Genomic DNA, 22,517 nt, shown 5'->3' with positions numbered 1-22,517 from the left:
ATAAAATAGAGAAAGCCCCCAGAGTGGGGGCTCATCAATTCTAATAATTTTGTAATGCTTTGTTCAAGACTCCAAATCACTTCTTCACCGGTGCCGGATTCATCTCCGCGATATCCGCACGGTAGGTTACCGTATTTGCAGTAGGGAAATTGGCTGGTACTTTTTGAGTAACCTTTCCGGTTGCTGCCCATTCGGTTCCTCTTAGCAATAGCGTTCCGAAATCTACTGAACTCATCCCTACCGGATCATGACCGGCTGTCTGGTGGAAAATGCGGCCTTTTCCGTAAGTCAGCACCATCAGTTGCGGCTCGTCATAACCTGTCCCATGGTTTTCTTTCAGAGAACGGGAGGTTGCCAAAACGGTCATGTTTTCGCCCGGACCGCGTAGATTGGCATACAACTCGTCATTGTGATGCATCCAAACGGGTGGTAAACCTTTTGTAATCGGATGATTGGCATTGACCACATTCATCGCAAAAGGCAGTCTTGCTCCGTGACTTCCGGCACTTCCCGGCTTCTTGTCTTCTACCAGTTTTCCATCTTTGTAATACCAATACGGACCGCTTTTTTCATTTCTGTCGCGCCATCCGCCAACTCCGATCATCTTATTGAATTCTACCCATCCCGGGAATGAATTGTTGGCAGCATGTATAATCACAAGTCCTCCGCCATCAGACATATATTGTTCGAATGATTTCTTCAAAGGGTCCGGCCAGCGTTCTGTAGGAACGTCATAGTTGAGTACTACAGCCTGATAGTCTTTAAACTTCGGCATAAAACCACTAAAATCACCATCCTTGCCAGGAGCAGAAACGATCTCTACCTGAAAGCCTTTGTATTCTTCCAGCAACTTTTTCAGGATTTGCGTGCCGATATCTATGCGGTGATACGGATTGGACTCTCCATCCAGAATCATGATCTTCAGCGGCTTTTGAGCACTTGTCGAAATGACAGTTAACAGAAAGAGAATACCAAGAACGAAAAATGATTTTTTCATCAGCGAGAATTGAGATTAGATTATGGATTTTTTACCAGAAAGTCTATGAATGTTACAAAGAAGATCTATTAGCAAAGATGCTTTACTTCTGGCAATATCACAAATACTCGTCATGTCTTTATCCAAAGAATTCTCAGTTATTGACTTCCTTCTTTCAATTCTTTGCGAACAGCACTTTCACCGCACGCACTTCGCGAATCCATCGGGCCGGCTTTTTATCTTTTGCGGCAACGATACGCAGGGGTCCTTCCCCGGTTGGCAAAGGCTTACCGTCCTTATGTGTTGCCAGCAGCACCACCTGATCTGTAAACTCCGGATCAATCTCCGCCAGAGCATATATTACTTCATAGCCGTCTGCGGCCGTGAGCAGTACATATTTCACCAGATTTTCTCCCCGCAACTGAGCACCGAGCGTCACCCCCGCTTTTGCCAAAATTTCTGCCAGCGCCACGCCGCCAAACTCATGCTCTTTTCCGTCCCGGTCCTTTACTTTTTTGGTGATTTGCTTAAATGCAGACAGATCCTCCATTTTCAGCTCCAAAGGGGTTGTTACCTCACCGCTAACAGACAACGCAGCATTTTGGGCAAAAGCCGCATTTGCGATTAACAGAAAAAACAGGATGAATTGGACAGCATTTATTTTATTGAATACGGATGTAGCACAACTGTTCATGATGTTCGATATGTATTAAAGGTTATATCGCAAATATAAAGACTGGCTACTCAGGAAGTGTCGCGCAGGACGGTTTATTTTTCAAGTTGCAACATCTGCTTCAAAGCAAATCAGGCTGCCCTTCCGAAAAAGAGCAGCCTGATCAGCACACTAAAATATATATATCCTTATGATTCGCAGGATTGGCAACTTACCAAACTGGTTACCAGCTCCTTGGAAACACTCTGACTGCGTTGGTAATAAAGTGTTTTCACACCCAGTTTCCATGCTTCAATCAATAGTTTGTTTACCTCTTTCACCGGAAGGTTGGAAGGTATGTTCAGGTTCAGACTTTGCGACTGGTCCACATATTTCTGACGGATAGAAGCCTGCTGAATAATTTCAAGCTGACTGATTTCCTTGAACGTCTTGAACACATCTTTTTCATCCTGAGTCAACGCTTCCAGATGCTGAACACTACCGTGGTTCAACATGATGGTACGCCATGTTTCCTCGTTGTCAATTCCTTTTTGTTCCAGCAATTCCTTCAGGTATTTGTTCTTGCGCATGAAGTTTCCTTTCGCAAGTCCAGCCTTGTAATAGTTGCTGCTGAATGGCTCAATTCCCGGAGAAGTTTGCCCCAAAATGGCGGAAGAAGATGTCGTAGGAGCAATAGCCAGCAAAGTGGTATTACGACGGCCATATCCCTTCAAAAGCTCAGGCTCGCCGTAGATCAAAGCAAGTTCCTGCGTTGCCTTCTCAGACTTTGCCTGAATTTCCTGGAATATCTTGACAGTCAACTGCTTGGCCTGCAACCCTTCAAACGGGATCATGTTGCGTTGCAGATAGGAATGCCATCCCAATACACCAAGACCCAGCGCACGGTGGCGTTTTGCAAAACGGTTGGCATTGGCCAGGAAGTGGTTACCTTCTGTTTTTTCGATGAACTCCTGAAGAACCGCATCCAAAAAGAATATCGCCAGGCGCACAGCATCGGTATCTTTCCATTCGTCGTACAGTTCAAGGTTCATTGATGACAAGCAGCAAATAAACGACTCGTCCTCAGCTGAAGGCAACATAATCTCAGAGCAAAGATTACTTGCATTGATTCTCAGATTTTTATCTTTGTAAACCTGTGGTTTATTGACATTGACATTATCAGAGAAGAAGATATACGGCAATCCTTTTTGCTGACGGCTTTGCAGGATTTTTGCCCACAACTCGCGCTTCTCCATGTCTCCATCGATCATTTCCTGCATCCAGTAATCAGGCACACACACGCCCGAGAACAGATTCTGGATCGGGTGACCAATGTCTTTGATTTGCAGGAATTCTTCTATATCCTCGTGGTCGATGTCCATGTAGGCAGCAAATGCACCACGGCGTACCCCCCCCTGAGAGATCGTATCCATCGCCGTATCAAAAAGACGCATGAAACTTACCGCACCGCTGCTCTTCCCGTTATCAGTCACAGCACTTCCTCTTCCGCGCAACGCACCAAAGTAAGCAGAAGTACCACCACCGATTTTAGTCTGCATGATTACTTCGCCCAACTTATGGGTAATCCCTTCGATGTTGTCAGGCACGTGAACATTAAAGCATGAAATAGGTAAACCACGCTCGGTTCCCATATTTGCCCAGATCGGTGAGCTAAGGCTCATCCAGCCGCGCTCTACCATTTCCTGAAACGCCTCTTTCAATTCCGGACGGTAAAGACGTCTGGCTGCAGCAGCACATACGCGCTCAATCGCTCCTTCTACAGTCTCTCCTTTCAGCAAATAACCTCTGTTCAATACCTGCTCGCTTTCGGTGTTTTTCCACCAAAGCTTTTCCATTTCATAGCGTGCCGTTACGCCATCCAACAAATCAAGTTCGGGACTATTCATTAGCTTGTTCTGTTTTTAAATTCTTGTGTAATAAAATATGACTGTAGCCCGATCAGAACAGATCGAATGCTGAAATACTCTTGTCGTGTTTGGTATAATCTACCGGACGTTTAGCGAAGAAATCGTCAAGGCTGTTAGCAAACACCTCTTCCTCAAACCATTGCAACAACTTAATATCTGAAAGTGCCAGATTAAACTGACGCGGTAAGCCGATCTTCTGCAGACTGTCATCGGCACGGTATTTCATGAAGTTGATCAGATCTTCCTTACTGATACTGTCGATCTCTCCTTCGCTGAAAATCCAGTCCACGATACGTGTTTCTACATCAATGGAAGAGCGGACAAGTCTGATGATTTCAGCCACTGTCGCCTCATCGAACATTTCAGGGAATTCTTCCTGAATTTTGTTCACCAGGTAAATCCCTGCATTGGCGTGGATTTGTTCGTCTACGGAAGTCCAGGCGATGATATTGCTCACGTTTTTCATCAACCCTTTGAAACGGGTAAACGAAAGGATAATAGCAAACTGGCTGAACAAACTTACGTTTTCAATCAGGATCGAAAACAAAATCAGAGAGAATGCATACTCTTTTCTATCTGTAGACTTGGCATTACCCAAGGCCTCTGTCAAATAGTCGATACGCTCGCGGATCACAGGAATCTCAACCAACGACTCAAACTGATTGGTATAACCCAATACTTCCAGAAGGCGTGAATAAGCTTCTGAGTGACGGAACTCACATTCAGCAAATGTAGCTCCCAAACCGTTGAATTCCGGCTTTGGCAAGTGATGAAACAGATTACCCCAGAATGATTTTACAGCTACCTCAATCTGAGCAATCGCCAAAAGACTGTTCTTCACCGCATTTCTTTCCGCATGGCTCAGATGCGAGTGAAAGTCCTGCGTATCGGCAGTAAAGTCAACTTCGGAGTGAACCCAGTAAGCTTTATTGATCGCTTCGGTAAATTGTAAAATTTCAGGGTATTCGAAGGGCTTGTATTGCAGACGTTTATCAAAGATGCTCATTTTTTATGGCGGTATGTGTAAACTTTAATGATATAATTCGAGTTAAAATGGACGCCTCGCGATCGCCATGACGCCAGCAAATACATTGGGTGAACCTTAAATCCTCACATCCAGCACAGTACCAATTTTCGATTCAATTCTTCTCTTTTCCTGTTTGTTTCGCTGAGACAAAACTACAAATTATATTAATAATTTGTAAACTTTTTTATTCTACAAAAATTAGAAATAGCTAATTATCAAATACTTAAACGGAAAAATTTGTTAACTTTTTTTCTACATCAAAAAACATAAAATTTTTATTTGATCATAACACTCTATGACTTAAGGCTATTATTTCACCAAATAAAAATCCGCAGAATGCTCAGAATATCTCCTGATGCTTCTGCGGATTAACGGAAATCCGTGCAGTTTGAAAAATTTATAAAATCCTAGCGGAGGGGTTAAATCATTTCCATTTTTCTTACCTGTTTTCTTGTCGTTGCGGTAAGCTCCCGGCGTGCCAGGGCGTGGCATTCGTAGAGGGCATCACTGAACATCATTTGCTGCGGGGGCGTCTTCTGCGTGGAAGCTGATGGTCCACGCAAGGCACCCACAAGACCGAGCTCACGCGCCACATAGACATACCGTATCGCATCAATCACCACACCTGCCGAGTTGGGCGAGTCCTGCACCGACAACTGCGCATCCAGAATTACGGGCGCTCCCATGAAACCTTCCAGCTCCAGACGGAAATTGGCTACCTTGTTGTCGCCATAGTAGGCAATGTACTCAGAAGGCCCCGCGTGCAGAAAGCTATTCTCTGATGAAACGCCTCTGATGTCATTCTGGGCACGGATCACGTTTTCTTTGGATATTTTCTTGGACTTCAGCCTGTTTTTATCTTCCATATTCAGAAAGTCGGTGTTACCACCCACATTACGCTGAATATGCGCTTTAACATGGTGACCACGTTCAAACGCCAACTCCTGAAGCATTTGCGAGACAATACTCGCACCAAACTGGCTGCGCATATCATCTCCGATGATCGGAATACCCGCATCCACAAAACGCTGCTCCCACTTTTCGTCCGAGGCAATAAATACCGGAATACAGTTCACCAAAGATATTCCCAGTTCCAGGCAGATCTCTGCATAAAATTCTGTTGCTAGCTGTGAGCCTACCGGCAGGTAATTGATCAGCACTTCAGCCTGATGGTGCTGTAATTGCGCGATGATCTCCTCCCGGAGCGAAGCTACCAGCTCCGGGTCATATTCGGCTTGGTTGGCTAACAGATCAGTGGCAGTCAGTTCGTCCTTAACAACAAACCGGTTCTCTGCCGGATAAGCCGACATCTGAGGAGAAACACCGTCAATGACAGGCGAGCGGTATACCGGCGCCTGCGATGTGATGTGTGTGTATAGTGCAATCGTGCAGTTGGGTTTTGCCCAGATCGCTTCACTGAGCGGCAGACCTATTTTTCTTTCATCAACATCAAAGCCACAAACAAATTCTATATGCTCGGCTTTGTAACCTCCGATCTGATCGGCCATCAGTCCGGATGACTGTTCTGAATGCGTTGTATAATACTCTACGCCCTGAACCAATGAGCTGGCGCAGTTCCCTACCCCCACAATGGCAACCTTAATTTTTTTCACTTTATCTGACATGGACTAAATTAATTAATTGGTGTACTGATTTCATCGGAAGTTGCAACTTTCACCAGGATTCAGGCCTGATTTCGGGTCTGTCTCTCCTTCCTTGAAAACTGAACGACAAAATTAATGCAAACGTTTGCATTAACTAATTTCAGCCTATTAATCATCTAAAAATCCAATAAATACATACCAAAAAACTAAATGAAAGATTAGCAAAATCGGGAGGCCGACAGGAATATTGGTCCCCTGTGCAGAAGGTAGAAATCGCATCCTTACAGTCCTTTTCCCACTGACGATGCCTTAATTTCGAAAAATTTTTCTCAAAAAAAACTGTACTTTTTTACAATAAAATTGGATTGTACTAAAACAATAAGTACCCGATTAGTAAACTCACTTACACTTCCTGAAAACCAGACACTTAGCAAATTAAAATAGCATTAAAAAATATCATAACTTCCAGATTACTTTGCAGTTAGAACAAACGAGTCAAAATAAATTTTCATTTTTCTGCCGGTTACAAGTAGGTGATCTTTCAGGGTTTGGGCGTCTGCTTATCACTAAGGTTATTTCATAGATTTTCTCAGAATTTTTCTAAAATATCTGAGATTCATAACTGAAACGGGCACCTGCCCATCCAAATTTGGTCTTACTCCCGGATGGCGTCTGGTCATAACCTCACTCGTTAAATCCTAAATCCCCTAATTTCCTAAACTCATGAAAAGAAGATTTACAGCAGTCCTGCTGGTTCTGGCAACGTTCCCGGAACTTTCTGCAGTTGCCGGAGAAACTCCGTTTCAGCAACCTTCCGGTCCTCCGGAACGCCCGCAGATTTCCCTGGGAAAGCCGCCCGGCGAAATCAAAAAACAACCCAACCCCAAACCTTTTCTTGCCTACGCAGGTAGTACGAACGGGCGCAACCAGTTGCATGACCTACCATCCGTTATCAACCGCGCTTCTGCCAAAGACACTACTCTGAACATCCGGGGCAGGATCGTCGACATCAAACAGGATGAGCTGATCGGGGTAACTGTGATGGTGGCCGGAACCACCAAAGGGACGGTTACCGATGTAAGTGGTAATTTCTCACTTGAAAATGTGGGAATGAACTCCACGCTTAAGGTCTCTTTTATCGGATACAAAGCAAAGGACGTACCCGTTGCCGGCAAAGCCGTCATTTCGATTGTGATGGAAGAAGACTACAAAGTGCTCGATGAAGTAGTGGTAGTCGGGTTCGGTCAGCAGAAAAAAGAGAGCGTGGTCGGATCCATTGTGCAGATGTCCGATGAAGTGATCAAACGAAATGGAAATGTTACCGACCTCAGGGAAGCACTGGCTGGGCAGCTACCTGGTATCGTCTCACTCACATCCTCTGGTGAGCCCGGTGGTATTACAACCGGCGAGAGTGCGACCAACATTTTTATCCGCGGCCAGAACACCTGGAACGGCGGCCAGCCTCTTGTGCTTGTTGATAACGTGGAACGTAGCATGAACAACATTGACCCCAACGAGGTGGCGTCCATATCTGTTTTGAAAGATGCTTCTGCTACAGCGGTATTCGGGGTGAAAGGTGCCAATGGCGTAATCCTGATCACCACCAAACGTGGCCAGCAGGGTAAAACCAAACTCAATTTCAACTACACGGCTACAGCCAAAGCCGTCTCGCGCCTTCCGGATAAACTCAACTCCTACGATGCGATGATGGCAAAAAACGAGATCATTGAACGCGAAGGGGTGCTCAACCAGCCATCCTGGAACGCCTATGTTCCCTATGAAATTGTGCAGCGTTACCGCGGTCCGAGATCTGCAGAATACCAGGAAATTTATCCTGATGTAGACTGGGCCAAGGAGATGTTTAAGGACGTGGGCATGTCCCACCGCGCTACACTAAGTGCCAGCGGTGGCAGCAAAGCGGTGCAGTATTTCGGATCACTGGCCTACCTGAATGAAGGCGATATGTTCCGGGATTACGACAACAACAAAGGCTACAAGCCCAACTATAACTTCAACCGCTTCAACTTCCGCAGTAACATTGATGTGAAGCTGACCAAATCCACCAAACTGAAACTGAATTTCGCCGGGTATTTCAGTCAGAAAAACACCAATTTCAACAACGACGGAAGTACAAGCCGTGCTGATAGCTGGATGTGGGGAGCCGCTTACTTCACCCCTCCTAATATCTTCCTTCCCCGCTACAGCGACGGACGCTGGGGCGCTTATCAGGAAGGCGGAAACTTTACGCTTAATCCTATTGCAGCTGTCTATAACCTGGGCATCAGACAAACAAGAGCTACGCAGCTCAATTCCGATTTTACCATTGAGCAGGATCTGAGTTTTCTGACCAAAGGCCTGAAGGCTTCCGGGATGCTGTTTTATGACAACACGATCCGTTCTGAAGGCGGTATTTATGATGTCAATAACCATGTGCGCCCGGGCGAAGCTGCCTCGAATGTTCCCTACAAACAAATCTACCCGATGCTTTACCGGGGCGGCGATCAGGATCCGAGCGAATACACGGTTTATCTGCCTGTCAGTGACGAAGAATACGACTGGATCGTACGTCCGTGGACCACACGCCAGGAAACAGTTGGAGCTGCCAACTGGGATACAAGTATTCCGATTGAAAGGAGACTGATGTATCAGTTTCAGCTCAACTACGCCCGTCAGTTTGCCAAACACAATGTGACTGCGATGGGGTTGGTAAAACGGGAGGAATATGCCCGGGGAAGTATGTTTAAAAACTTCCGCGAAGACTGGGTTTTCCGTGCTACCTACGACTACAACACCACCTACCTGTTTGAAGTGAACGGAGCCTATAACGGATCGGAGCAGTTCGGCCCCGCCTACCGCTTTGACTTTTTCCCTTCGGTAGGATTGGGTTATGTGCTGTCCAATGAAAAATTCTTCAAGAATAAATTCATGGACCTGCTCAAATTCCGCTACAGTATAGGGAAAGTAGGTGATGACAACATCAGCGGAAGCCGCTGGCTTTATGCCTCCCAGCTTGCTTTCGGAGGAGCGGCACGTCTGAATGAAAATACCAATGCTTTCAGCCCTTACAACTATTACCGTGAAACTGTGGTGGGGAATCCGAATATTCACTGGGAAACCGCCGTTAAATCCAACTTCGGTTTTGAAATGGGATTTTTTGAGAGCATGCTTGGGCTGAATGTCGATATTTTTAATGAGAACCGGACCAACATTCTCATGACTGGCGGAAGCCGCAACGTACCTCCTTTCTTCGGAGCCACGCCACCGAGCGCAAACCTTGGCCAGGTTAAGTCCAATGGATACGAAGTTGAACTGAAATTCAACAAGCGTATCAATCCGAACCTGAGCGTATGGGCGAACCTGTCTTATTCTCACAATGAAAACAAGATCATTTTCCGCGACGATGCGCCTCTACAACTGGATTACCTTAAACAGGCTGGCTATTCCATCGGACAGCAGAGAAGTTTGCTGAGCGCAGGATTCTATAATAACTGGGATGATATCTATGCAAGCGTTCCGACAGAAAACAACGACCTTCAAAAGCTTCCAGGCTATTACAACCTTGTAGACTTCAATGCCGACGGGGTCATCAAAAACAATGAGGATACTCCCCCGACCGGCTACACAGAGGTTCCGCAGAATACCGGTACACTGGGCCTGGGAGGCGAGTTCAAAGGCTTCAGTTTCATGGTTCAGTTCTATGGGGCAAACAATGTGAACCGCAGGGTCGACTTTAACAACTACCTGTATGATGTGGATATTGTTTACGGTCATGCACGTGACTACTGGTCCAAAGACAATCAGAACGCATCTTCTTTCCTTCCACGCTGGAAAACTCAAGGTGAAAACATTGGCGACTATTTCCTTTACGATGCCTCTTTCCTCAGGTTACGAACTGCTGAAATTGCTTACAATCTCGGCAAGAGCAATCTGGCAAAACGATTGGGGTTGAGCAGCACCCGTATTTTCCTGAATGGCACCAACCTGTTTTTATGGACGAAACTACCTGATGACCGTGAGTCGACCTATAGCGGGGCAAGCGGTACACAGGGAGCCTATCCTACCATGAGAAGATTCAATCTGGGAATCGATTTTTCATTCTAGAAAAAGCCTGAAATATGAAAAGTATTAAACTGAGATATACAAAACTGTTCTCAGCCAAGATATTGCTATCCGCATTATTACTTGTTGGCTGCGAAAGCTATCTGGACAGAGCCCCTGAGGCAGACATTACTGAAAAAGTTGCTTTCGGTAATTTCAACAGTTTTCAGGGATTTGTTGAAGAAATGTACGGGTGTATCATGGACCCTAACAAAGGCGGAGCATGGAACCCCTACTTGTTTGCTGACGAAACGCTCAATAACAGCCCATATGCCTTTGATAACGGCAACTACTGGGGAGCGGAAAGCTACTTCTACGGTCAGAGCGTGAATACGACCAATAACGATAGCAGAACCAAAAGAATCTGGGAATATGCCTGGTATGCCATACGCAAGTCCAACATTGCACTTGAAAAACTGGATCAGGAAGGACTTTTCCAGGGCACTCAGGAAGAAAAAGACCACCTGCGCGGCCAGGCACTTTTCTTCCGCGGCTGGTTTTACTTCGAAATTTGCCGCTACTGGGGAGGAATGCCCTACATCAACCGCGTACTGAGTCCTACCGAGGAGATGACAACCGAGGAATTCAAACGGCTCAGCTTCCAGGAAACTGCAAAAAAGATGGCTGCGGATTTCCGTGCCGCAGCCGATCTGCTGCCGGTTCACTGGGATAAGTCTCAGCCTGGTCAGGCAACTATGGGTCATAACCGCGACCGCATCAATAAGTTTCACGCATTGGGTTATCTGGGAAAATCGCTCCTTTATGCGGCAAGTCCGATGATCAATCAGGAGGCTACGGGTGTAAATGCCTTTGATCCTGAACTGTCCAAACAGGCAGCTGAAGCATTCGGGGAACTGCTCAAACTGGCAGATGAGACCGGTCAGTACAAACTGCAGCCATGGGCCAGCTGGACGGATATCTTCTGGAGATGGAACTGGGAACGCCCCGGTGGTACGGAAGCCATTATGATGCCGACTGTTTTTCAGAGAGACCGCGTACGGTGGTCTGCACTGGGCGGGACGGTACCCTCGTCTTTCGGACTAAACAGCGGAACTTCGGCTGATGTTCCTACCCATAATTTTATCAAAAATTACGGTATGGCCAACGGACTTCCGATTGACGATCCCAATTCAGGATTTAATCCGAGTGATCCATGGACAGGGCGCGAACCTCGTTTTTACAAAGATATTGTCGTAGACGGAGACCAGATTCACAATGCGGCAGGCAACGACAGGTTTGCCCAATTGTATAATGGGGGCTTCCACAGGAATCAGATCAATCCTCCGAGCGTGACGGGCTACTATGCAAAACGTTACTCTCCTATCGGGCCTAATTTCACGACATCCCTGGCCAATGCGCTTCAGGCATATGTTCCTTACCTAAGACTGTCTGACATTTATCTGATGTATGCTGAAGCGGTGAACTTTTCACCCAATGGCGGCCCGAAAGCAGTTGCTTCCAACTACACGCTAACAGCTGAAAAGGCGGTCAATATGATTCGTAATAGAGCTCAGCTTCCTGATTTGCTCGCGAAATACACGACATCGAAGGATTCGTTTTTCGAAGAAATCGTCAGGGAAAGAGCCGTTGAACTGGCTTTTGAGGGAGCGCGTTTCTGCGACCTTCGCCGTTGGAACCGCAACGCAGACCCGCGTTACCTGAATAAAACTGCTATTGATTTCAACCGCGGAGCCAACGGCAAACCGATCAATTTATCAGAACGCCTTGTCGTGAAACGAGCGGTGGAGAGAAAGCACAACTGGCTGCCTGTTCAGGTTGCATTCACAAGAATGTACAAGGATTTCCCTCAAAACCCAGGCTGGTAACATCCCCTAACCCATTCTTAAAAATATGGATCAGATGAAAAATATACTCGCTTTACTTGTCTGCTCAGGGCTTATACTGACAGCCGGAGCAGAACTGAAAGCGCAAACGGATACTACCCAAAGTAACATCATCGTAGTAGCCCCGCCGGCAGAAACCGTACCGGTGGCTTTCAAAAGACAAAACCCGGAACAGATCACCGGAGCTGTGACTGTACTGGATGCTGCAGCGATTAACAAATTTGATAACAACATATGGCTCAGCAGTGTACTCAGTGGCCGCACCCTGGGTATGCTCGGAAACAATAGCATACGCGGAGTAGGTATTGGCATTGATGTGGGAGACCTCACCGGTAGTGGTTTGTCCTCAGGAAACGCGATGTTGTTTATAGTTGATGGTCTTCCAAGGGATATCGAAGGGCTGCGGCTGTCAGAAGTGGAGAGCATCACTGTTCTCAAAGATGTGAATGCCTCAATACTTTATGGAACTGCGGCAGTAAACGGCGTGGTACTTATTACTACCAAGCGGGGCAAAGCGGACCGCCCGACTGCTAATGTGATTCTGAATTACGGATTATCAACACCCAGACAACTTCCGAAATTTCTGAATTCTGCGGATTATATGACGCTCTTCAACAGGGCACGTGCTAACGATGGCCTCACGCCTCAGTTTACCGACGCAGTTATTGAAAACCACCGCTCTGGTAATCCCTACCGCTACCCCAGCACAGACTATTATTCCGATGAATTCCTTCGTCCTTTCAAAACCTATCATGACGTGGTCACCGAGTTTTCAGGTGGCGATGATAATGCAAAGTTCTATACTAATGTAGGCTGGAACTCAACAGGAGGACTGCTCAATTTCGGCGAAGGTGCCAATGCCAGAAACAACCTTTTCAATGTACGCGGCAATGTGGATCTGAAAGTAAACCGGCTGATCAGAACATCTATTGATGCTGCAGCATTCTATGGCAGTAACCAGCAGCAGCGGAGTAATTACTGGGACCGGGCGCGTACGATACGTCCTCATGAGTACACGCCACTTCTGCCGATCAGTCTGATCGACCCTTCCCTGGAGCTTCTGGGATCACGCAAAAATGATGTGAATGGAATGTATCTGCTGGGTGGTAATACCTCATTTCTGACTACCCCGTTCGGAGATACCTACGCAGCCGGAGTCTTGCAGACCATCTACCGTAAATTCACTTTTAACAACCGTATCGACTTTGATCTGTCGGATGTAACACCGGGATTGTCAGCTCATACCAACATCAGCTTTGACTTCTTTAACGGATATACACAGACCATTGCCAATGAGTATTCGGTATATACTCCTACCTGGGCAGCAAATGAAGACAGGATTATCGGCCTTACCCAGCATGGCAGGGATACACGTCCGGGTACACAAATCGTTGGCGGTTCCTTGTTCCGTAGAAGGGTAGGTTTCTACGGCCAGTTCAGATATGACCGCGCATTCAATGATGTGCACCGTTTCTCAGCCAATTTGCTGGGTTTCGGTAACTCTTTCAAGGAGAACGGTGTATTCCAGGCCATGACCAATGCGCACATCGGGTTTCAGGCGGCGTATGCTTACGACGACAAATACATCATTGATTTCAGTAGCAACTATGCCAACTCCACCAGATTGGCCCCCGGCAACCGCACAGGTTTCTCCCCGTCGGTGGGTCTTTCCTGGATGCTAAACAAGGAAGGATTCCTTTCTTCTGTTAAAGCCATTGACTATCTGAAACTGCGTGTCTCTGCCGGCATGATCAAGTCAGACCTACCGATTTCGGATTATTTTTTCTACGACAACAGATATGGAAACTCGGGGTCTTACAACTGGTATGAGGGAACAAGATCCAGAAATGGTGTCGTATCAAACTGGAGCAGCAACAACAATCTTGACTTTGCCAGAAAAAATGAGATCAATCTCGGAATAGACGGACTTTTCCTGAATAAAGCTGTCGGGGTTCAGGCAAATGTATTTTACAATTACTATAACAACCTGGTTGTGCGTCCTAATGTAGAATACCCATCCTTTTATAACGATTTCGTAGGTTATGAGAACTTCGAAGCAGACAAGTATACAGGAGCCGAGCTGGGACTGACCTACAACAAAAGCATAGGTAACTGGAGTTTCTTTGCGGGAGCCAACATGCTGTATGTGACCTCTAAAAGACACATCGTCAATGAGCTTTATGACAATGCCTACCAGAACAGAGCAGGTCGTCCGCGGGATGCTTATTATGGCATCCGTTCAGTCGGTTATTTCAAAGATCAGGCCGATATCGACGCCAGCCCGGTTCACACATTCGGAACAGTACGTCCGGGAGATCTGAAATACCAGGATCAGAACAATGATGGTATTATTAACGCCAATGATGAGGTATATCTGGGCCGCTGGCAATCACCATTTTCAGGAGGACTTCAGCTGAAAGCAGGTTACAAAAACCTGTCCCTGTTTGTATTGGGCGAAGGACGCGCCGGTGCGACAGCTTTTCGTGAAAACAACTATTTCTGGGTAGATGGAAACAAAAAATACTCTGAAGTGGTACTTGGCAGCTGGACGCCCGAAACAGCCGAGACGGCAACTTATCCGAGATTAAGCTCCCAAACCAGTACCAATAATTTCCGCCGGTCCAATTACTGGCAGTACAGTACGAATTACTTCCAGGTTCGCAGAGTGCAGCTTACCTACACTTTGCAGGAAACCGCTGCAAAGAAAATACTCATGAGCAGCATGGATATTTTTGCCAACGCATCAGATCTTTTTCAGTTTGCCAAATACAGATTGGAAAGAGATGTAAGAGTTGGCAGCGAGCCTGTCTACAGGACTTACTCACTGGGTATCAGAGCCAATTTTTAATTTGACAAAACTATGAAAGCATATACTTATCTATTGCTGATCCTGTTGGTAGTTCTGGTCAATCCTTCGTGCACCATGCTGGAGCCTGAGGATGACAACCATAACACGCTCGACAGGGTTTACCGGGATCCGGCCTTTGCTGAAGGGCTGCTTATCACAGCTTATACGGTGATCCCATCCAACAATTACACCTTTGACGAGGTGGCTACAGACGATGCGGTAACCAACGACCGTCTGAGCAACTACCTGCGCATTGCCAACGGTGAATGGTCCCCTCGTCTGAACCCTTTGGAGTTGTGGACGTCTTCCAATCGCGGAATTTTGTACATCAATCAATTTCTGAGCATTGTCGATAATGTGCCCTGGAAATGGACGAACCCCGCGGTGAAGGATTTATACATCCGTAAATTCAAAGGTGAATCACATGCACTGCGTGCGCTTTTCAAGTACTTTTTGCTTCGTAACCATGGAGGTGTGGGCGCCAACGGCACTTTGCTGGGTACACCTATTTATGACAAATTTCTGGAAGGAAGAGAAGATTTCGAAACACCACGTCCTTCCTTTGAAGAGTCCATGGCCAGTATCAATGCCGATATTACCGAAGCACTGAAATATCTTCCTATGGATTATGGTAACCGTCCGGCTGTACCTGTTGGTTTTGAATCGGTTGATATTTCTGATTACAATGAGGTATTCGGCGATTTCAGTCAGCAGAGAATGAGCGGGCGGCATGCGCTCGCAATCCGGGCCAGAGCATCGTTATTGGCAGCCAGTCCTGCTTTTAATTTGAACAACAATGCTGCCTTATGGCAAACCGCCGCCAACCAGACTGCCGAGCTTCTCAATGCGATCGGAGGTATTGCGGGCCTGGATCCGAAAGGGCATATTTTCTATCTCAAAGAGCAGATTGACGAGTCCGATATAACGACCGGAGACAGACTGGATATCAAGGAGATCATGTGGAGAAGGCCGATCACCACCGATCGTACAAGGGAAACTGACCACTTCCCCCCCTCGCTGTATGGATCAGGCCGGGTAAACCCTACTCAAAATCTGGTGGATGCCTTTCCCGCTGCAAACGGTTATCCTATCTCTGACCCGAGGGCATTATTTAATCCTGCCAAACCTTATGAGAACAGGGATCCGCGCCTGTCCCTTTACATCGTTTTCAACGGCAGCAGACTGCGTAATACTGTAATCAACACAGGGGATGGCGGAGGAGATAATGCCATTGACGCCGTTCCGAACTCTACCCGTACGGGCTATTATCTGAAAAAGCTTCTGCGGGAAGATGTGAATGTAAACCCTGCTTCGGCTTCCAACCAGAAACACTTCAATACCCATATCCGGTACACCGAATTGTATCTGAACTATGCCGAAGCTGCCAACGAAGCATGGGGACCGGAAGGGACCGGGTCAAATGCTTATTCAGCAAAGGACATTATCGGTCTGATCAGAAAACGTGCCGGCATTACCCAACCCGATTCATACCTGACCTCTGTAACCAGCAAAGATGCCATGCGCACACTGATTCGCAACGAGCGCCGGCTGGAGCTTTGCTTTGAGGGCTTCCGTTTCTGGGATCTGCGCCGCTGGAAACACAACCTGACCGAGCCCGCAAAAGGGGTACGTTTCGGAGCAGACGGTGGCATCAATTATTTCAATGTTGAAAACCGCGCTTACGACAATGCCTATATGCATTACGGCCCTGTTCCCGAAAGAGAAATCATCAAATTCGGGTTTGTGCAGAATCAGGGTTGGAAATAATTAAAATCTTAAATAACATACCTATGAAAAGGATTCTTTTATATCTGGTGCTGTCGATCTGTTTTTTCTCCTGCAAAAACTTTGACATCGTTCACCCTGACTTCGATTACACCGCCGGTTATTTCCCGTATCAGTATCCGGTAAGAACATTGATCCTGGGCGACGACATCTATGACAACTCTAACGACAATGCGCATAAATTTGTCATTTCAGCAGCCATGGGCGGTGTCTATTCCAATGACAGAGACAGAAGATTTGAGATTGCACTCGATGAATCACTTTGTGAGGATATCCGGTTCGCTGCGAACGGTGATACCATTCGCCCGCTTCCATCCAATTATTACACGCTGAGCTCTGCGAATTCTATTGTAATTCCCAGGGGCAAGTTCAACGGAGGTATTGAAGTGCAGCTTACTGAGGCATTTTTTAACGATCCCAAATCCTTTAAGCTCAGCTACGTAGTGCCGCTGCGTATTACAGGTTCTCCTGATCTGGATTCAATCGTAACAGGAAGCACATCCCTGCCTAACGCAGATCCCAGGGTGGCAGGTAACTGGACGGTAGTTCCCAAAAACTTTACGATGTTTGCCATCAAATACATCAACGAGTTTCATGGAAACTATTTCTTCCATGGTGAAAGCAGTGTGAAGGACTCCACCGGAACTACCGTCGAACAAAAGACTTACAAGGCCCAGTATGTGGAACAGAATGGGGTTACTCTGCTGACCACCAGCGGAAGAAATCAGGTAACCTACAGTACCTCCTTCCAGTCAGATAAACTTGCAGGTTCACTACGCTTACTGCTCAATTTCACCGATAACAAATGTAGCATCACATCCGGCAGTCCGGAATACACGATAACAGGTTCAGGTGAATTCAAAAAGGGTGCCTATGAGTGGGGTAACAAATCCCGCAATGGAATTGAGCTCACTTACACGGTAACAAAAGGCAAAAACGTGTATCAGGCCAAGGAAACTTTGGTAGCCAGAGACCGTGCCGTGGTAATGGAAGTATATAATCCTCAGGTATTCTGACAACAGCTCTGTTTTTATTGCAAGGAGCGGAGGGTTAAGGGCGGAGGGATTTTTCACTTGTATAAGCTCAGCGGGAATCTGCCTGCTGAGCTTATCTCCTCCCCCCCCTACATCAGAATATTATTCATCGGCGCGAGCGGAGCAGGAAGATCCTTTTCGCCGAGCATATCCCTCAAATCAATTTCAATGTTACGACTGATCTGAGTAATAGAAACGTCGTTAGCATTTCCTTCAAAAGGATTTTCGGTACTCTCCCCTATTTGCTGCAAGGTCATAAACACCCACCCTGTCATCACACTAAAAGGAATTGTCAACCAGACAAATGGTTCTCCGATTTTAGAGAATTCATTCAGAAAACCAAAAGGCAGCAGTGCGCAGAATGCATTCGTAAAGAATACATTAATGGTGGAAAACTGCCTCGGATAGGGAAAGTTCTTGATACGCTCACATTTTCCCTGCTGATCGTAAAGTTCTTTAAACTGGTTTTCAAGTGCTACATAATTGAAGTCCGTCACCAATCCGTGCTCATTGAGTTTGCGTAACTGATCGGTCTGCAAGGCAATAATCTGCACTGCCCTGTTTTTACGTTCCAGAATAAATTGCCGCTCCTGCTCAGACAAAAAGGGCTTCAACTCTTCTTCCAGACTGCTTTCCCATTCCGGTACTTTGTAGTATTGCAGATATTCCCTGTTCCAGCTTTTGGTTTTCACGTGCTCCCAACTCTTGCTTTCTCTTAGCTGAAACCGAAGCGCCGTAAGCCATGCAATATGCCTGTATACCATTTCCTTATGGAGTAATTTTTCTTCTGCTTTGTCATCGGTACGTATAAAATCCTTGATCATCATCGACAAGGCACGGCTGTTATTGATAATCGCCCCGTAGATCTGTCTGGCTTCCCAAAGGCGGTTGTAGGTCTGGGTATTGTTAAAACCGGAAATGAAAGCAGTAGCGGTACCCAGCAATGCCACAGGCACCCAGGGAATAGCGAGCCAGGTCCAGCCCAGGAAGTAAAACAATAATGTGGGCACTACACTTATGAGCAGCATTTTATAGATTTTCTCCTTGGTCCATGGAATAAAATGGATCAGTTTATAATGACTTCCTACGTTCATTTTGGTTCATTGTAATGGTTAAAAAATAGGTTATCTCAATGCCCGCTGCCGGTCACTTTCAGCTCATTCAGGTCCAGTTGCAATTCTGCTTTCCTGATTTCTTCGTCACTGAAAAATTTCTCCTTTCTAAGCTGAAACAGCTCCTTACGCTGCGCTGCGTAAATGCCCAATAAAACATGATGATAGCCGGAAATGACCTGATGCTGCGAATGGCACATTTCCAATGAGGCCAGCCGCTCTTCGTTCCGAAGCATCTCGTTTTGCAAATTGTCTTTCATTTGTCCCACCAGCTCATTGGTTGACGTATGATGACTGTATTGTTCAGACAATAATTGCAGAGCAAGTTTATCGAGCCGCAACTGGATACCGGTTCTCTGCTCGTCTTCAGGTAATGTTTTGTCTATCTCCCCGATTTTAATAAGCCTGATTACCGCAGGAAGCGTAAGCCCCTGAAAAACAAGGGTAACGAATATAACAACAAAGGTAATGAAGATGATCAGGTTACGCTGCGGAAATGCTGAACCATCTCCCATCGCAAGCGGGATAGAAAGCGCCGTTGCCAGTGATACCACACCACGCATGCCTGCCCAGCTGGTGAGCAGAGGCCCTTTCCAGCCTGGTGTCGGCTCTTTTCTTATCGTTGCGCTCAGCCAACGTGGCACATGTGCCGCAGGAAAAACCCAAAGAAAACGCAGTGCAATAATGATGGCACTTACGATTACTCCGTATTTAATGCCGTCCATCACCGAGTATTCGCCAAGCCCCTGCACAATATCGGGCAGTGACAGACCGATCAGAATAAAAACCAGCGCATTCATTACAAAAATCATTGTCGTCCACACGCCCAGCATATTCAACCTGGTGCTGCCTGTCCTGAAAACTTCATGTGAGCGGTAAGATATAAATAAGCCTCCGCTCACTACAGCCATCACACCGGAATAATGAAACTGTTCGGCAAATAGAAATAGAATATAGGGTGTCATCACCGTCAGGGCGGCATCAATCGCAGGTGTTGTAGGTAAAAACCTGTGTACTGCATACATGATATGCGCACCAGCCAAACCGATCACAATGCCCATTCCCGCAACGAGAAAAAACTGGCCGGTAGCCTCCTGCATCGAGAATGAACCTGTCAGTACTGCAACCAGCGCGAACTTGAATACGATCAGTGAAGAGGCGTCATTGACCAGGCTCTCCCCTTCCAGAATAGTAATCAGTCTTTTGGGGACCTTGATACCTTTCAGTACCGTAGCTGCAGCAACCGCATCGGGCGGAGAGACAATTCCCCCTAGCAAAAAACCAAGTGCAAGTGTGAAACCCGGAATGAGTGATACAGAAGTGTATGCCACGATCGAGGATGTAAAGAATACAAGCCCAAATGCCAGCATTGAGATGGCGCGTTTCCATTTCCAGAAATCATTCCAGGAAGTATACCAGGCAGCTTCATACAAGAGCGGAGGCAGGAAAATCAGAAAAATCACTTCCGGATCCAGATGCAGCTGTGGTACCCCGGGGATAAAACTGACGGCCAGGCCGGCAATGACCAGAAAAATCGGATAGGCAATTCGTATTCGCTGGGCCAGCATGACCAGCAGAAACATGGCAAAAAGCAAGACTAAAATCAAGAGTAAAGTATGATGCATATGTTTGTTTGAGTGTAATTGTTTCGTTTTTGGTGATTAGTGTACGGCCACTACGTACATGTTCCCTTGCCCGTATACGGAAGGTCTTTCCGCAATCTTCTTCACTTCCATGAATTTTGTCTTTTCAAGCAGTTCTGTTAGCTGCAAAAAAGTGACCGGATACGGCACCCGCTGATTGGCTGCCTTTGTATCGTATTCAATAATGATCATTTGCTGAATGGCAGGGAAGCGCTTTAACAGTTCAGTAATGAACCGTTTTTTATCCCTGACATAATGAAGCGAATTCCCCATCATAATCCCCGTTATGCTCTCATCCACAACCATATCTAAGCTTTCAAAATCTGAGAGGATAAACTCTATTGCCACATTACTTCCTGCTACCTGTTGCAGATGCTGAGGATACTGGTCTACGGCATATATCTTACTTGTTTGCGGAAGCAGTTCCGCCAGGGCGTAGGTGAAGGTGCCCGTCCCGCAACCCAGATCGAGCCAAATCTGAGAACTGTCATGGTTGTAAACTGCATTTCGAAGTAAATTTACTGCCTCCTGAATCTTCACTTGTTACCCTATTTTATTGATATTGAATACATATGCATCACTACCTGCGGTAACTAGTGCTGCAAAAAACGCCTGATTGTTGAGTAACTAAATAGAATCACGCAATACTATTGAGCCTGTTTCCGGGACAAGCAATCCGATGCTCTGTTATTTCTCTCCCGGATATGTTGCGCGATTAAAGCGACAAATTTTACAAAACTTTTGGAAACAGATGTATTACAAACTTGTCAAACTTTTCACTTCCACTGTCAGTATACTACCGCCAATAGAAAGTTGTCACATTTACCCCTCCTGATTGTCGCTTTATCACCTTATGCGAGTGATCTGATTCCCTGACATTTGTATTCGTCGGACAGCACGACAAATTAGCTAAATTGTTCACAAAATTAAAAGGTTACGATCATGGGTGTAAAACAAGCATGGCTCAATCTGCCGGTTAAAAATCTGGAAGTATCGCGCAAATTTTTCTCGGATATCGGATTCAGAAGTAACCCGATGCACGATAACAATCCAAACGCCGGTAGCTTTTACATTGGAGAAAAAGATTTTGTACTGATGCTCTTCCCTGAGCAGACATTCGCAACGATTGTACACAATGCTGTGGCAGACACTGCGAAGGGACATGAAATGCTGATCAATATTGATGCTGAAAGCAGGCAGGAGGTGGATGTATTCGCCGAGACAGTCAGAAAAGCTGGCGGGAAGATATTTGCCGAGCCAGGTGAAGCTGATGGCTGGATGTATGTTGTCGGATTTGAAGATCCTGATGGTCACCGCTGGGCAATGCTTCATATGGATATGTCCAAAATGCCGGGTCAGTAAAAACTATATATCTTTATTATTGAATTACTTAACCAACACATCACCATAAAACTTTTAATCACATGGCTACGATCAACCCCTATCTGAACTTCAACGGCACAGCAGAAGAAGCTTTCAGATTTTACCAGTCCATCCTTGGTGGAGAACTGTCTATCATGAAGATGGGTGGAGCACCGGGATCAGAAAACTTTTCCGAAGCAGACAAAAACCTTGTCATGCACGCTTCGTTACCTGTCGGTAAAAATATATTGATGGCATCCGACTGCGTTGAGTCAATGGGCCATAAACTGATTCCGGGCAACTACTCATACATTTCACTCAGCCCCGATTCCAGAGAAGAAGCCGACCGCATCTTCAACGCATTGGCCGAAGGCGGAGAAATTGAGATGCCGTTAGACGATATGTTCTGGGGAGACTATTTCGGATCGCTGAAAGACAAATACGGAATTCTCTGGATGATCAACTATAACGACGGCTCGCATGCTGCATAAGTAGAAACTTCTTTAAAAAGCGCCTTCACGAGTGGATCGTGGAGGCGTTTTTGTTATATAATCTGAGCAAATCCGTAACCATCTTTTTCCATCAGACATCTAAAAAATGCATA

At 46.2% G+C, this 22,517-nt stretch carries 15 protein-coding genes; 7 read left to right on the top strand and 8 right to left on the bottom strand.

Going from position 1 to position 22,517, the window contains the following annotated elements:
* Positions 1-76 precede the first annotated feature (76 nt).
* From DSL64_RS04530 to DSL64_RS04510, 5 genes are all read right to left on the bottom strand, one after another.
* Positions 77-997, bottom strand: a complete 921-nt coding sequence (locus tag DSL64_RS04530) for a ThuA domain-containing protein (protein WP_115829455.1) — start codon at positions 995-997, stop codon at positions 77-79.
* Positions 998-1,151: 154 nt separating this feature from the next.
* Positions 1,152-1,670: a molybdopterin-dependent oxidoreductase gene (locus tag DSL64_RS04525; protein ID WP_115829454.1), complete on the bottom strand. Its 519-nt coding sequence runs from the start codon at positions 1,668-1,670 to the stop codon at positions 1,152-1,154.
* Between the two features lie 167 nt (positions 1,671-1,837).
* Positions 1,838-3,535, bottom strand: a complete 1,698-nt coding sequence (locus tag DSL64_RS04520) for a ribonucleoside-diphosphate reductase subunit alpha (protein ID WP_229216953.1) — start codon at positions 3,533-3,535, stop codon at positions 1,838-1,840.
* Positions 3,536-3,587: 52 nt separating this feature from the next.
* Complete coding sequence (locus DSL64_RS04515) at positions 3,588-4,562, bottom strand: ribonucleotide-diphosphate reductase subunit beta (RefSeq protein WP_115829453.1); 975 nt, start codon at positions 4,560-4,562, stop codon at positions 3,588-3,590.
* A 440-nt stretch (positions 4,563-5,002) separates the two neighbouring features.
* Positions 5,003-6,208, bottom strand: coding sequence for an inositol-3-phosphate synthase (locus DSL64_RS04510; RefSeq protein WP_115829452.1), 1,206 nt, complete (start codon positions 6,206-6,208; stop codon positions 5,003-5,005).
* Positions 6,209-6,910: 702 nt separating this feature from the next.
* Between DSL64_RS04510 and DSL64_RS04505 the strand changes: the two genes are divergently transcribed.
* The 5 genes from DSL64_RS04505 to DSL64_RS04485 are packed head-to-tail and all read left to right on the top strand — an operon-like array spanning position 6,911 to position 17,778.
* Positions 6,911-10,288, top strand: coding sequence for a SusC/RagA family TonB-linked outer membrane protein (locus tag DSL64_RS04505; protein ID WP_115829451.1), 3,378 nt, complete (start codon positions 6,911-6,913; stop codon positions 10,286-10,288).
* 14 nt (positions 10,289-10,302) lie between these two features.
* Positions 10,303-12,111, top strand: a complete 1,809-nt coding sequence (locus tag DSL64_RS04500; RefSeq protein ID WP_115829450.1) for a RagB/SusD family nutrient uptake outer membrane protein — start codon at positions 10,303-10,305, stop codon at positions 12,109-12,111.
* Positions 12,112-12,145: 34 nt separating this feature from the next.
* Complete coding sequence (locus DSL64_RS04495) at positions 12,146-14,977, top strand: SusC/RagA family TonB-linked outer membrane protein (RefSeq protein WP_158547871.1); 2,832 nt, start codon at positions 12,146-12,148, stop codon at positions 14,975-14,977.
* A gap of 12 nt (positions 14,978-14,989) precedes the next feature.
* Positions 14,990-16,744, top strand: a complete 1,755-nt coding sequence (locus tag DSL64_RS04490; RefSeq protein WP_115829448.1) for a RagB/SusD family nutrient uptake outer membrane protein — start codon at positions 14,990-14,992, stop codon at positions 16,742-16,744.
* Between the two features lie 23 nt (positions 16,745-16,767).
* Positions 16,768-17,778, top strand: a complete 1,011-nt coding sequence (locus tag DSL64_RS04485; protein ID WP_115829447.1) for a DUF5627 domain-containing protein — start codon at positions 16,768-16,770, stop codon at positions 17,776-17,778.
* A 107-nt stretch (positions 17,779-17,885) separates the two neighbouring features.
* Here the strand turns inward: DSL64_RS04485 and DSL64_RS04480 are convergent, their stop codons facing one another.
* The 3 genes from DSL64_RS04480 to DSL64_RS04470 are packed head-to-tail and all read right to left on the bottom strand — an operon-like array spanning position 17,886 to position 21,091.
* Positions 17,886-18,890 carry a bestrophin family protein gene (locus tag DSL64_RS04480; RefSeq protein ID WP_115829446.1) on the bottom strand — a complete coding sequence of 335 codons (1,005 nt, stop codon included), beginning with the start codon at positions 18,888-18,890 and terminating at the stop codon, positions 17,886-17,888.
* 35 nt (positions 18,891-18,925) lie between these two features.
* A complete protein-coding gene (locus tag DSL64_RS04475) occupies positions 18,926-20,533 on the bottom strand; it encodes a Na+/H+ antiporter (RefSeq protein WP_115829445.1) in 1,608 nt (535 codons plus the stop codon).
* 36 nt (positions 20,534-20,569) lie between these two features.
* Complete coding sequence (locus DSL64_RS04470; RefSeq protein ID WP_115829444.1) at positions 20,570-21,091, bottom strand: class I SAM-dependent methyltransferase; 522 nt, start codon at positions 21,089-21,091, stop codon at positions 20,570-20,572.
* A gap of 402 nt (positions 21,092-21,493) precedes the next feature.
* On the opposite strand from DSL64_RS04470, the gene DSL64_RS04465 reads away from it, so the two are divergent.
* A complete protein-coding gene (locus tag DSL64_RS04465) occupies positions 21,494-21,913 on the top strand; it encodes a VOC family protein (RefSeq protein ID WP_115829443.1) in 420 nt (139 codons plus the stop codon).
* Positions 21,914-21,975: 62 nt separating this feature from the next.
* Positions 21,976-22,404 (top strand): VOC family protein, encoded by a 429-nt coding sequence (locus DSL64_RS04460; protein WP_115829442.1) that lies wholly within the window; start codon positions 21,976-21,978, stop codon positions 22,402-22,404.
* Positions 22,405-22,517: the final 113 nt, after the last annotated feature.

Source organism: Dyadobacter luteus (genome assembly GCF_003383615.1).
Taxonomy (GTDB): domain Bacteria; phylum Bacteroidota; class Bacteroidia; order Cytophagales; family Spirosomataceae; genus Dyadobacter; species Dyadobacter luteus.
This window is presented reverse-complemented; position numbering and strand designations above follow the sequence as displayed.

Bases quoted from the DNA above. Each gene is read 5' to 3' on its own strand.
- DSL64_RS04530 (WP_115829455.1), bottom strand. From the start codon at position 997: ATGAAAAAATCATTTTTCGTTCTTGGTATTCTCTTTCTGTTAACTGTC.
- DSL64_RS04525 (WP_115829454.1), bottom strand. From the start codon at position 1,670: ATGAACAGTTGTGCTACATCCGTATTCAATAAAATAAATGCTGTCCAA.
- DSL64_RS04520 (WP_229216953.1), bottom strand. From the start codon at position 3,535: ATGAATAGTCCCGAACTTGATTTGTTGGATGGCGTAACGGCACGCTAT.
- DSL64_RS04515 (WP_115829453.1), bottom strand. From the start codon at position 4,562: ATGAGCATCTTTGATAAACGTCTGCAATACAAGCCCTTCGAATACCCT.
- DSL64_RS04510 (WP_115829452.1), bottom strand. From the start codon at position 6,208: ATGTCAGATAAAGTGAAAAAAATTAAGGTTGCCATTGTGGGGGTAGGG.
- DSL64_RS04505 (WP_115829451.1), top strand. From the start codon at position 6,911: ATGAAAAGAAGATTTACAGCAGTCCTGCTGGTTCTGGCAACGTTCCCG.
- DSL64_RS04500 (WP_115829450.1), top strand. From the start codon at position 10,303: ATGAAAAGTATTAAACTGAGATATACAAAACTGTTCTCAGCCAAGATA.
- DSL64_RS04495 (WP_158547871.1), top strand. From the start codon at position 12,146: ATGAAAAATATACTCGCTTTACTTGTCTGCTCAGGGCTTATACTGACA.
- DSL64_RS04490 (WP_115829448.1), top strand. From the start codon at position 14,990: ATGAAAGCATATACTTATCTATTGCTGATCCTGTTGGTAGTTCTGGTC.
- DSL64_RS04485 (WP_115829447.1), top strand. From the start codon at position 16,768: ATGAAAAGGATTCTTTTATATCTGGTGCTGTCGATCTGTTTTTTCTCC.
- DSL64_RS04480 (WP_115829446.1), bottom strand. From the start codon at position 18,890: ATGAACGTAGGAAGTCATTATAAACTGATCCATTTTATTCCATGGACC.
- DSL64_RS04475 (WP_115829445.1), bottom strand. From the start codon at position 20,533: ATGCATCATACTTTACTCTTGATTTTAGTCTTGCTTTTTGCCATGTTT.
- DSL64_RS04465 (WP_115829443.1), top strand. From the start codon at position 21,494: ATGGGTGTAAAACAAGCATGGCTCAATCTGCCGGTTAAAAATCTGGAA.
- DSL64_RS04460 (WP_115829442.1), top strand. From the start codon at position 21,976: ATGGCTACGATCAACCCCTATCTGAACTTCAACGGCACAGCAGAAGAA.